11 protein-coding genes are annotated in these 11,608 nt (G+C 71.3%); 7 read left to right on the top strand and 4 right to left on the bottom strand.

Annotated elements, in window-relative coordinates:
* Positions 1 to 21 precede the first annotated feature (21 nt).
* Positions 22 to 1,029 carry a DNA polymerase III subunit delta gene (gene holA, locus FFS25_RS06905; protein ID WP_137802352.1) on the top strand — a complete coding sequence of 336 codons (1,008 nt, stop codon included), beginning with the start codon at positions 22 to 24 and terminating at the stop codon, positions 1,027 to 1,029.
* 244 nt (positions 1,030 to 1,273) lie between these two features.
* Here holA and rpsT read toward each other — a convergent pair whose 3' ends face one another.
* Both rpsT and FFS25_RS06895 read right to left on the bottom strand, forming a co-directional pair.
* Complete coding sequence (gene rpsT / locus FFS25_RS06900; protein WP_006213253.1) at positions 1,274 to 1,537, bottom strand: 30S ribosomal protein S20; 264 nt, start codon at positions 1,535 to 1,537, stop codon at positions 1,274 to 1,276.
* A gap of 172 nt (positions 1,538 to 1,709) precedes the next feature.
* Positions 1,710 to 2,300, bottom strand: a complete 591-nt coding sequence (locus tag FFS25_RS06895; protein WP_137802351.1) for a type II toxin-antitoxin system PemK/MazF family toxin — start codon at positions 2,298 to 2,300, stop codon at positions 1,710 to 1,712.
* Between the two features lie 189 nt (positions 2,301 to 2,489).
* Between FFS25_RS06895 and lepA the strand changes: the two genes are divergently transcribed.
* The 3 genes from lepA (at position 2,490) to hemW (ending at position 6,527) form a co-directional block, all read left to right on the top strand.
* On the top strand, positions 2,490 to 4,337 hold the full coding sequence (lepA, locus tag FFS25_RS06890; protein WP_137802350.1) for a translation elongation factor 4: 1,848 nt from the start codon (positions 2,490 to 2,492) through the stop codon (positions 4,335 to 4,337).
* Positions 4,338 to 4,339: 2 nt separating this feature from the next.
* Positions 4,340 to 5,194, top strand: a complete 855-nt coding sequence (locus FFS25_RS06885) for a protein phosphatase 2C domain-containing protein (protein WP_137802349.1) — start codon at positions 4,340 to 4,342, stop codon at positions 5,192 to 5,194.
* 88 nt (positions 5,195 to 5,282) lie between these two features.
* Positions 5,283 to 6,527 carry a radical SAM family heme chaperone HemW gene (gene hemW / locus FFS25_RS06880; RefSeq protein ID WP_137802348.1) on the top strand — a complete coding sequence of 415 codons (1,245 nt, stop codon included), beginning with the start codon at positions 5,283 to 5,285 and terminating at the stop codon, positions 6,525 to 6,527.
* A 117-nt stretch (positions 6,528 to 6,644) separates the two neighbouring features.
* Here hemW and FFS25_RS06875 read toward each other — a convergent pair whose 3' ends face one another.
* Positions 6,645 to 7,238 carry a DUF4870 domain-containing protein gene (locus FFS25_RS06875; protein ID WP_006213248.1) on the bottom strand — a complete coding sequence of 198 codons (594 nt, stop codon included), beginning with the start codon at positions 7,236 to 7,238 and terminating at the stop codon, positions 6,645 to 6,647.
* A 146-nt stretch (positions 7,239 to 7,384) separates the two neighbouring features.
* Positions 7,385 to 8,251 (bottom strand): DUF3097 domain-containing protein, encoded by an 867-nt coding sequence (locus tag FFS25_RS06870; RefSeq protein ID WP_137802347.1) that lies wholly within the window; start codon positions 8,249 to 8,251, stop codon positions 7,385 to 7,387.
* Positions 8,252 to 8,447: 196 nt separating this feature from the next.
* Here FFS25_RS06870 and hrcA point away from each other — a divergent pair, with 196 nt between their 5' ends.
* From hrcA to FFS25_RS06855, 3 genes are all read left to right on the top strand, one after another.
* Positions 8,448 to 9,461 (top strand): heat-inducible transcriptional repressor HrcA, encoded by a 1,014-nt coding sequence (gene hrcA / locus FFS25_RS06865; RefSeq protein WP_006213246.1) that lies wholly within the window; start codon positions 8,448 to 8,450, stop codon positions 9,459 to 9,461.
* A 100-nt stretch (positions 9,462 to 9,561) separates the two neighbouring features.
* Entirely contained in the window at positions 9,562 to 10,719 is a 1,158-nt protein-coding gene (gene dnaJ / locus FFS25_RS06860) for a molecular chaperone DnaJ (RefSeq protein ID WP_006213245.1), read from the top strand.
* Between the two features lie 10 nt (positions 10,720 to 10,729).
* The gene (locus tag FFS25_RS06855) at positions 10,730 to 11,494 is read left to right on the top strand and encodes a 16S rRNA (uracil(1498)-N(3))-methyltransferase (protein ID WP_137802346.1); all 765 of its coding nucleotides are present in this window, start codon (positions 10,730 to 10,732) and stop codon (positions 11,492 to 11,494) included.
* Positions 11,495 to 11,608 lie beyond the last annotated feature (114 nt).

Below are 11,608 nucleotides of genomic sequence, written 5' to 3'. Positions count from 1 at the left end.
CGGGCGTGAGAACCTGATCGCATGACCCCGCCTCGTCGTCGCACAGCCGCAGCAGCCGCTCCCGGAGTCTCCTGGCGCGACGTCGAGCCTGCCCCGCTGATCCTGATCACCGGCAAGGAGGGCTATCTGATCGCCCGGGCCGTGGACCGGCTGCGTTCCCAGCTCAGGGAATCCCGCGGAGCCATCGAGCTCTCTCGGGTGGACGCCTCCGCTTACACGCCGGGGCAGCTCCAGGTCATGGCCAGCCCGTCGCTGTTCGAGGATCCCAAGCTCATCGTGATCGAGGACCTGGCGCAGATGAGCGAGGACCTGCTCAAGGACGGCCTGGAGTACGTGGGCCACCCGGATCCGGAGGTCGTGGTGGTCTTCGTGCACTCGGGCGGAAACCGAGGCAAGAAGCTGCTCGACGCCCTGAAGGCCAAGGCGGTCGTGGTGGATGCCGCGCCGCTGAAGAACGACCGCGACAAGGTCGAGTTCGTGCGCCACGAGTTCCGCACCCATCAGCGCACGATCGACCCGGATGCCGCCCGAGCGCTGACGCAGGCCGTCGGCAACTCCACGTCCGAGCTCGCCTCGGCGTGCTCGCAGCTGCTCTCGGACGGCCCGGAGCACATCACCTTCGACGTCGTGGAGACCTACTACGGCGGGCGCGTGGAGGCCACGGCCTTCAAGGTCGCCGACGCCGCCCTGGCCGGTCAGCCTGCCGCAGCGCTGAAGCTGTGGCGGCAGGCCCTGGACACCGGCACGGACCCGGTGCCCATGGTCGCTGCCCTGGCGGCCAAGGTGCGGCTCGTGGCCGCCGTGCACGGCGTGAGCGGCAGCGCGAACCAGCTCGCCGGGCAGGTCGGGGGAGCGCCGTGGCAGGTCGAGCGCGCCCAGCAGGAGGCCCGCCGCTTCACCGAGGCGGACATGGTCAAGGCACTGCGAGCGCTCGCCGAGGCGGATGCCCAGGTCAAGGGCGAATCCCGCAGCGCGCCGTACGCGGTGGAGAAGGCGATCACCACGATCGCCCTGTCCGGCCGGCGCTGAGGCACGGGCCATCCGACCTGCTCGTCGGTGAGGAGTCGCTCGTGCCGGTCATCTGCGTGGCGAGCTGCGCATCTGAGACTGCCTCACGGCAGTTCGACATCCAAAGCCCTCGCGGCGGCTCTGATCGACTCGCGCGCCATGCCGTCGTCGCGGCCACGGTAAAGCGAATGGTCCCGCTCCCTCGAGGGTAGCGGGACCATTCGACGAAGCGCCGCGGCCGCGGCAGCCGGATCCGAGAAGCGGATCAGGCCATCGAGGCGACGCGCTTGGCGAAGCCCGACTTCTTGTTGGCCGCGTTGTTCTTGTGCAGGACGCCCTTGGAGACGGCCTTGTCGTACTTGCGGGAGACGTCGCGCAGTGCGGTCTCGGCAGCGGACTTGTCGCCGGAGGCGACGGCCGAGTCGAGGCGGCGCACGTAGGTCTTCAGCTCCGACTTGTACGCGTTGTTGCGCAGACGCGACTTCTCGTTCGTCAGGTTGCGCTTCTTCTGGGACTTGATGTTAGCCACAGGTACTCCTCTTCACAGGTTCACGTTGATCGGATCGGTGAGGGCTCACGGCCGACTCTGACTGAGACATGAGAGTGGGGACGCTCGCAACAGTCGGCCGCAGTGCCCGGCGATCAGCGCGGACACACAGCGGACAAGCCTACCAGAGCGGGGGCCCGGCGGCCCCGAGGCCTCAGCCGCGTCGCTCGAGCCCCCGGGCGACGTCGTCGAACCGGTCCTTCGGCAGCACCGCGCCCTCGCGGCGCACATCCTCGGGCCGGACCCGGATCACGCGGTCCAGCTTGACCTCGGACGGGCGGCCGTCGCGGTCCCAGGCGCCCGTGCCGATGTCGAGGTAGTCGGCATCCGAGGAGCTCGCGTTGTTGCGGTCCTTGGAGGTCAGCATCAGCACGAGCAGGTACGGACCGTCATGCCCGACGATCAGCACGGGCCGGTCCTTGCCCCGGGAGTGGTCCTCCTCGTAGGGCACCCAGGTCCACACGATCTCCCCGGGATCGGGCTCGCCGTCGGGGTTCGGGGCGTAGGACACCGCCACACGGCCCCGGTAGTCGCCCGGGTAGTCACCGGACAATCCGCGACCGGAGGAGTGCGACGACGACGGCGACGACGAGCGCTGCTGGGATCCGGGACTGTCCCGGGCGGTCGTGGAGGTCGAGGGTCCCGAGCTCGTTCGGCCCGTCTCGCGCTGGAGGCGCTGCACGACCCGATAGCCGCGCAGCAGACCGCGGGCGACCTGCTGGAAGTTGATGTTCATGCCCGCCATTGAACCAGGCCCGCTGCCCGGGACCGGCTGAGGCCTCGCCGAGGGCTGGGGCACAGCATCGGCTGGGCGCGGTCGTCGCGACGAGCGCGGCGCAGAGGACATGAGACACTGGGCCATTGATCCGCCCTGCCCGTCGGGCGCCGAGCACTGAACAGTCGCGCGTCCGGATCGACCAAGAGAGGCCTCGCCTTGTCCCCACTGGCCGCCCATCCGCCGGTGCCCGCGCGCACCGACCAGTCGGTGCTGCGCAATTTCTGCATCATCGCGCACATCGACCACGGCAAGTCGACGCTGGCCGATCGCATGCTGCAGTCGACCGGCGTGGTCACGCCGCGTGAGATGAAGGCTCAGTACCTGGACCGCATGGACATCGAGCGCGAGCGCGGCATCACGATCAAGTCGCAGGCGGTGCGCATGCCCTGGGGCGTGAACGGCACCGACTACGCCCTGAACATGATCGACACCCCGGGCCACGTGGACTTCACCTATGAGGTCTCCCGCTCGCTGGCCGCCTGCGAGGGCGCGCTGCTGCTGGTGGACGCCGCGCAGGGGATCGAGGCGCAGACCCTGGCCAATCTCTACCTGGTCATGGAGAACGACCTCACCATCATCCCGGTGCTCAACAAGATCGACCTGCCGGCCGCTCAGCCGGAGAAGTACGCCGAGGAGATCGGCAACCTGATCGGCGAGGACCCGGAGCGCGTGCTGCGGGTCTCCGGCAAGACGGGGGAGGGCGTCGAGGAGCTGCTGGACCGCATCGTGGAGGAGATCCCGGCGCCGTCGGGCGATCCCGAGGCTCCCGCCCGCGCCATGATCTTCGACTCCGTGTTCGACACCTACCGCGGTGTGGTCACCTACGTGCGGCTCTTCGACGGCAGCCTCAAACCGCGCGAGCGCATCGAGATGATGTCCACCGGGGCCCAGCACGAGCTGCTCGAGATCGGCGTGATGTCGCCGGAGCCCAAGCCCACCGACGGCCTGGCCGCGGGGGAGACCGGCTACCTCATCACCGGCGTGAAGGACGTCCGCCAGTCCCGTGTGGGCGATACCGTCACCACCGCCGTCAAGGGCGCTGAGCAGGAGCTCGGCGGCTACGAGGACCCCAAGCCCATGGTCTTCTCCGGGCTGTTCCCGATCGACGGCTCCGACTACCCGGTGCTGCGCGACGCCCTGGAGAAGCTGCAGCTCAACGACGCCGCCCTGGTCTGGGAGCCCGAGACCTCCACGGCGCTGGGCTTCGGCTTCCGCTGCGGCTTCCTGGGCCTGCTGCACCTGGAGATCACGCGCGAGCGCCTCGAGCGCGAGTACAACCTGGATCTGATCGCCACGGCGCCGTCGGTGTCCTACGACGTCACGACCGAGGACGGCACCGAGCTGCTGGTCACCAACCCGTCCGAGTTCCCCGAGGGCAAGATCAAGGAGATCCGCGAGCCGATGGTCGCGGCCACGATCCTGGCGCCAGCGGAGTTCGTGGGCACCATCATGGAGCTCGCCCAGTCCAAGCGCGGCCAGATGGGCGGCATGGACTACCTCTCCGAGGACCGCGTGGAGCTGCGCTACCGCCTGCCGCTGGCCGAGATCGTGGTGGGCTTCTTCGACCAGCTGAAGTCCAAGACCCGCGGCTACGCCTCCTTGGACTGGAAGGCCGACGGCGACGAGGTCTCCGAGCTCGTGAAGGTCGATCTCCTGCTGCAGGGGGAACGCGTGGACGCCTTCTCCGCGATCACGCACAAGGACAAGGCCTACTCCTACGGCACCACCATGGCGAACAAGCTGCGCGAGCTCATCCCGCGCCAGCAGTTCGAGGTCCCCGTCCAGGCGGCGATCGGCTCGCGGATCATCGCACGAGAGAACATCCGGGCCATCCGCAAGGACGTGCTCTCCAAGTGCTACGGCGGCGACATCACCCGCAAGCGCAAGCTGCTCGAGAAGCAGAAGGAGGGCAAGAAGCGCATGAAGATGGTCGGTCGCGTGGAGGTCCCCCAGGAGGCCTTCGTGGCAGCGCTGTCGGCGGACGAGCCGGAGAAGAAGAAGTAGTCGTGAGCTGCGGCCCGGCCGTGGTGGCCGTCTCGGCGAAGCGGCGCACGCAGGACGCCTGGGGAACGGCCTGCGATGCCAGCGGACGGCTCCAGGCGGCCTGGGTGCTCGACGGGGCCACAGCGCTGGGCGCCCAGGACCCCCGCAGCGCCGACGAGCAGGTCGCCCGCTTCGCCTGGAGGCTCTCCGCAGCCCTGCGCGCGATCCTCGCCGACGCCGGAGCTCGAGCGCGCAGCCAGCCCCTGCACCAGATCGTCGAGGCCGCCCGCTCCGAGGCCCAGCGCAGCATCGAGATCGGCTGGCCCGGGGCCGAGATCCCCACGGCCACGCTGTCGCTGATCCGGCGCACCGCCCAGGGCCTCGAGTGCTTCGTGCTGGGGGACTCGCCGCTGTGGCTCGAGGACGCTGGGCAGATCCTGGAGGTCGTCGATCCGCAGTTCGCCGGCGGCGACGCCCGAGTGCTGCGCCGCTGGCACGAGCTGCGAGCACAGGGCCGCAGCGCTGAGGCCGCCTACGCCGAGCTTCTCGAGGCGCAGGTGCGGGACCGGCGCACACGCAGCACCGAGGACGGGCTGTGGATCCTCGGCGGTTCGCCGCAGGCCGCGCAGCATGCCCGCGTGGAGCTGATCCCCGGGGCCGAGCAGCGGCGCGTGTGTCTGCTCACCGACGGTCTGGAGCGCGTGGTCGATCCCTTCGCGATCACCGGTCGGCGCGGGCTCTTCGAGGCGCTGCACAGCGGATCGGCCGGCTCCCTCGCCCAGCGCCTGCGTGGGCTCGAGCGAGCGGATCCCCGCCGCGTGCGCGCGCCCCGGATGACTGTGCACGACGACATCACCGGCCTGGCGATCACGCTCTGACCTGCACGGGAGCTCCGCCCTGGAGTTCACATCGAACGTGAAGTCCGCGCAAATATTCCAAACCTGAAGTAGAACTCGAAGGATGAAGATGCCCTCTCTGCCCGATGGCGAGACCCCCCCGGAGGACGGGCTGCTCCCGGAGACCGCCGCTCACGGAAGCGACGAGCGGACCCTGAGCCTGTACGTGCACGTGCCGTTCTGCTCCGTGCGCTGCGGCTACTGCGACTTCAACACGTACACCGCCCTGGAGCTGGGCCCCGACGTCTCGCAGGCGGCCTACCACCTCGAGGCCGTGCGCGAGATCGAGTTCGCCCGCGAGGCGCTCGAGCGCTCCGGGGCGGCGCGCCGTGGACTGCACACCGTCTTCTTCGGCGGGGGCACGCCCACCCGGCTGGCCTCCTCGGCGCTCGTGGAGATCCTGGACAGCGCCCGCGGGAGCTTCGGTCTGCTGGAGGGCGCGGAGGTCACCACCGAGGCCAATCCCGACTCGGTGACCCGGGAGGACCTGCAGACGCTGGCCGACGGAGGATTCACCCGTGTGTCCTTCGGCGTCCAGTCCGCAGTGCCGCACGTCCTGCGCACCCTGGAGCGCACCCACGATCCCGCGAACGTGCCGAGGGTCGTGCAGTTGGCCAAGGAGGCCGGGCTGTCCGTGAGCACGGATCTGATCTACGGCACGCCGGGGGAGTCGCTCGAGGACTGGAGGGAGTCGCTGCGCCAGGCCATCTCCCTGGAGCCGGACCACCTCTCCGCCTACTCCCTGATCGTGGAGGACGGCACGCGCATGGCGGCGCAGATGCGCCGCGGCGACGTGGACCCGGTGGACCCGGACGACCAGGCCGAGAAGTACGGGATCGCCGAGCAGATGCTCTCCGAGGCAGGCTTCGAGTGGTACGAGATCTCCAACTGGTCCCGGGCCGCGGGCGGGCGCAGCGCGCTGGAGAACCGCTCGGCGCACAACCTCGCCTACTGGCACAACCAGGACTGGTGGGGCGTCGGCCCCGGCGCCCATAGCCACGTGGGCGGCGTGCGCTGGTGGAACCGCAAGCACCCCATGCCGTACGCGCAGACGGTGCGCAGGGGCCTCTCTCCCGCCGTGGGCCGCGAGCAGCTCGACGACGACACCCGGTACATGGAGCGCGTGATGCTCGAATCCCGCATCGCAGACGGCATGCCGCTCACGGCGCTGCGTCCGGAGGGGCGCGAGCAGATCGCGGGGCTGGTGGCCGAGGAGCTGATCGACGGCCGCAGCGCGCTGCAGGGCCGGCTCGTGCTCACGCTGCGCGGCCGCCTGCTCGGGGACGCCGTGGTGCGGCGGCTGCTCGTCGACTGAGCCGCAGGGCTCTCGGACCCGTCGGAACGGCCGGTCCACAGCCGGGCAGACCTGCGGCTGACATGCAGAAGGCCCCGCCGAAGCGGGGCCCTCTGCGCGTGCCGTGGGGCGTCCGGGTCAGTTCTGCGCGCCGGCACCCGGCTCGGGGGCATCAGCGGTGCGGCCGCTGGGGGTGACGACCTGGCCCTGGGCTGTGACCGGACCGGAGGTCTCGCGCTCCCGGCGGCGCTCCTGGCGTCGGCTGGCCAGGGCGTCGTAGAGGTACCAGTTGAGGCGGTAGCGGTACGGACGCCCGGAGTTGGCGGAGACGGCTGCGGCGACCGAAGAGATGGCGAGGATCAGCCAGGCTGCGGCGGCCAGGATGGCGAAGATCCAGCCGACCCACGGGATGAAGGCCAGCAGCGCGCCGGCGATCACCACGAGGGTGGGCAGCAGCGTGAAGTTGGCGGCCTCCAGGGACTCCTGCTCGGTGAAGCGGGCGCGGCCCCTGGCCCAGCGGTGGATGATCATGCTGGGCACGCATCCGACCACTCCGAGCATGTGCGTCAGCGTGGCCAGCTGCTGATCGTCCGAGACGGAGACCGGACCGGGCTGGGCGCTGAGCCCCTCGTACTCGTTCGGCGCGAGGGCCGCCTGGTCGTCGGAGCCGGGGTCGGCCGGCTCGGCACCGGAGTCGCTGAGTCGCTGGGGGCTGCTGCTGGAGACGGCCACTGTCCACCTTCGAGGTCGTGTGACCGGCAGGGCCGGTCGAGCGGGCGCCGCAGGTCCCCTGGGGTCGGGGAGGCGCTCGGGTCCTGCACAGTCTAGCCGCTGACGGCCTCCGAGGGCTTCGTGGGAGGCCCCGTGTGACGGGTTGCTCAGGCGCTGCCGGGGACCGTGACGAAGTCGATGAGCTCCTCGACGCGCCCGAGCAGCGCCGGCTCCAGATCGGCGTAGGTGTTCACGCGGGAGAGGATCGAGCTCCAGGCCCGTCCGATGTCCTCGGGGGTCTCGTGCGGCCAGCCCAGTCCGCGGCAGATCCCGGTCTTCCAATCGATCCCGCGCGGCACCTCGGGCCAGGCGCGGATGCCCATGGCGCTGGGCTTCACGGCCTGCCAGATGTCGATGTACGGGTGGCCCAGCACCGCCACGTTGCCGGGGGCGGACGGCACCCGCATGGCCTCCTCGGCGATCCGGGACTCCTTGGAGCCTGCGACCAGGTGATCGACCAGGATGCCCAGGCGCCGCGACGGCCCGGGGGAGAACTCCGCGACGGCCGCGGCCAGATCGTCCACGCCGTGCAGCGGCTCGACCACGATGCCCTCGACCGCCAGGTCGTGGCCCCAGACCTTCGCGACCAGCTCGGCGTCGTGCTTGCCCTCGACCCAGATGCGGGAGGCCTGGGCCGTGCGGGCGCGGAAGCCCTCCACCTCGACCGACCCGGAGCGGGTGCGCGCGGGAGCCTTGGGTACGCTGCGGCGCTGAGGCTCGGCAGCGATCACGGGCTCGCCCTCGAAGAGGAAGCCGGGCCCCAGGGGGAAGCTGCGGATCCTGCCCCGACGGTCCTCGAGGCTGAGCACGCGCATGCCGCCGATCGTCTCCAGACGCACCACGGCCCCGACCCAGCCGGTCTCGAACTCCTCGAGGACCATGCCGCGGGCCACCGGCAGCTGACGCGGCTCGGGCGGGCGGTTCGAGGCGGACAGGTCGCTGAGGGAGCGCGGTCCCCAGGACGAAGGGGGCATGGCGGCCTCCAGATCGACGGACGTGGTGGTGCGGCGCGCCGGAGGGGGCGCCTCCGGGCGGATCAGCGGCGAGCGTACCAATGCCCCGGTGCGAGCGCGGAGGCGTGAGCCCGCCTACACTGGCTTAGCAGTGTGCGCCCCCGAGTGCCAGAATGGTCCTCCGAGCGAGCACGCACAGCGCAGGAAGGAGCGGAACATGGATCACCCCCGGCGGCTGCAGGTCCTGCAGGCCATCGTGGAGGACTATGTCCACTCCCGGGAGCCGGTGGGCTCCCAGGCCCTCGTCGAGCGCCACGCCCTCGGCGTGTCCTCGGCGACCGTGCGCAACGACATGGGCGTGCTGGAGGAGGAGGGCCTGATCATGGCCCCCCACACCTCCTCGGGTCGGATCCCCACGGCCAAGGGGTATCGCGAGTTCGTCGACCGGATCGCGGCGGTCCAGCCGCTGACCCCGGCCCGGCGCCGCGCGATCCAGACCCTGCTCGAGGGCGCCGACGGCATCGACGACGTCATGGAGCGCACGGTGCGCCTGCTCTCGAAGCTCACCCACCAGGTGGCGGTCGTGCAGTACCCGTCGGTGAGCTCGGCCGCGCTGCGGCACCTGGAGCTGGTGCGCATGGACGAGCACCAGGTCCTGCTGGTCGTGATCCCCACCGACGGCCGGGTCTCCCAGCGGATGCTGCGCATGCCCGAGCCGGTGGCCGAGTCCGTCGTCCTGGATGCCCGGGCGAGGCTGCTGGGCGCGGTCGTCGGGCATCCACTGGCCGGAGCCGGTGCGGCCGTGATGGCCGCGGCCCAGCAGGCGCCCCCGGCCGAGCAGCCCCTGCTGGAGGCGGCGGCCGCGGCCGTGGCCGCCGTGCTGGACAGCGCGTCCGGGCAGCGCATGCTGCTGGCAGGCACCGCGAACCTGGCCCAGTCCACCGACGACTTCCGCCGCAGCATCGGCCCCGTGCTGGAGGCGCTCGAAGAGCAGGTCACCCTCCTGCAGCTGCTCTCGGAGATGGAGCAGGACGAGCGCGGGGTGGCCGTGCGCATCGGCGCGGAGGACTCGTCGGACCCGCTGGTCGAGACCGCTGTCGTCGCCACCGGATACGGTCCGCAGCGCAGGGCCAAGCTCGGAGTGCTGGGTCCCACCCGCATGGACTACCCGCAGACCATGGCGGCGGTGCGCGCCGTGGCCAGCTACCTCTCGCGCTCGCTGCCCAGCTGAGCCGCACCGAACAGACTCGCGCTCTCCTCGAGCCCGGCCATGCGCCCGGCGAGGGGCGCGCAGACCACGAATCCCAGAGATGACGAGGACGGAACGACCTGTGAGCGATCACTACGAGACCCTGGGCGTGTCCCGGGACGCCTCCGCCGAGGAGATCAAGCGCGCCTACCGCAAGAAGGCCCGTCAGCTGCACCCGGACGTCAACCCGTCGCCGGATGCCGCCGATGAGTTCAAGCGCGTCTCCCACGCCAACGACGTCCTCTCCGACCCGGAGAAGCGGCGCATCTACGACGCCACCGGCAATGAGAACGGCGAGTCCGGCTTCGGCGGCGGCGGCTTCGGCGGCGGCGGCGGGTTCGGGGGCTTCGGCGACATCTTCGACGCCTTCTTCCAGGGCGGCGGAGCCCAGGGCCCCAAGTCCCGCACGCGCCAGGGCCAGGACGCTCTGATCACCGTGGACGTCTCCCTGCAGGAGGCCGTCTTCGGCACCCAGAAGCGGATCACGGTGGACACCGCGGTCGTGTGCCCCGAGTGCCAGGGCACCTGCTGCCAGCCGGGCACCCACCCTGAGCAGTGCACCGACTGCGGCGGCCAGGGCCAGGTCCGCCAGCCCATCCGCTCGCCCCTGGGCACCGTGATGACCGTGGCCGAGTGCCCCACCTGCCGCGGCTACGGCGATGTCATCAAGTCCCCGTGCCAGGAGTGCTACGGCCACGGGCGCGTGCGCGACAAGCGCCCGCTGAACGTCAAGATCCCCGCCGGCGTGCGCAGCGGAGTGCGCATCCGCCTGTCGGGGCAGGGCGAGGCCGGCGTGGCCGGCGGCCCCAGCGGCGACCTGTACGTGGAGACCAAGGTCACCCAGGACCCCACGTTCACCCGCGACGGCGACGACCTGCACGTCACCGTGCGGATCCCCATGACCTCGGCCGCGCTGGGCACCACCCTCAAGCTCGACACCTTCGACGGCCCCCAGGAGATCTCGATTCCCGCAGGCACCCAGTCGGGTCAGACCCGCCGGGTCGAGGGCCTGGGCTCCACCCGCCTGCGCAGCCAGAGCGGGGAGCGCGGCGATCTGGTGGTGCACCTGGAGGTCGAGACCCCCGAGGACCTCACCGGCGAGCAGCGCGAGCTGCTCACCCGGCTGGCCTCCCTGCGCGGCGAGGAGCAGCACACCGGAACCGCCGTGAGCCGCACGCAGGAGCGCGGGGGCGGCGGCGGGTTCTTCTCGCGGCTGCGCGACCGCTTCGCGGATCAGTGAGGCGCCGGACATGACCACGCTGCCCGTCTTCCTCGCCAAGACCGAGCTGCTCGGCGCCGGCACGGGGGAGCAGATCGTGCTCAGCGGCCCTGAGGCCCGCCACGCCGCCACCGTGCGGCGCCTGAGCACCGGCGAGCGGCTCGAGCTCGTCGACGGCCGCGGGCTGCGGGTCACCGGCAGCGTCGTGAGCGCCGCTGGCGACCGGATCGAGCTGCGCGTCCAGGACTCCGTGCAGGAGCCGGCGCGCAGCCCCGAGCTGGTCCTCGTGCAGGCCCTGGCCAAGGGCGACCGTGATCTGCAGGCCGTCGAGTCCTGCACCGAGCTCGGCGTCGAGGCCGTGATCCCGTGGCAGGCCGAGCGCTCGATCGCCAAGCTGCGCCCCGAGCGCCAGGCCAAGCAGCTGGCCAAGTGGGAGTCCGCCCTGACTTCGGCGGCCAAGCAGTCCCGACGGGCTCGCTGGCCGCAGCTGCGCGAGCCGGTCACGAGCTCCTCGCTGGCCCGGCTCATCGAGGAGGCGCCGGGCACCCGCTGGCTGGTCCTGCACGAGAGCGCGCAGCAGCGTCTCACCGAGCTGCTTCCGGAGCTGGCGTCCCACGAGGACCTGGAGGGGATCGGGCTGATCGTGGGCCCGGAGGGCGGCGTCTCGGATGCGGAGCTCGAGCGCTTCGTGCAGGCCGGGGCTCAGCCGATGCTGCTGGGCCCGGAGGTCCTGCGCTCCTCCACGGCAGGGGCCGCTGCCGTGGCCGTGCTGTCCTGCGCTCTCGGGCGCTGGTGAGCATCCACGGCGGCACAGCCGCCCGCCGGCGCGTCGCACCGGCGCGATAGCATGGGCCCTCGAACCGCACCTCGGCCTGCACCAGCTGCAGCCTCCCGTGCGGAGCAGACCACG

Source organism: Kocuria sp. 2SI, assembly GCF_005502825.1.
Taxonomy (GTDB): Bacteria; Actinomycetota; Actinomycetes; order Actinomycetales; family Micrococcaceae; genus Kocuria; species Kocuria palustris.
The sequence above is the reverse complement of the archived record's forward strand: the minus strand, read 5'-3'. Positions and strand labels throughout refer to the sequence as shown.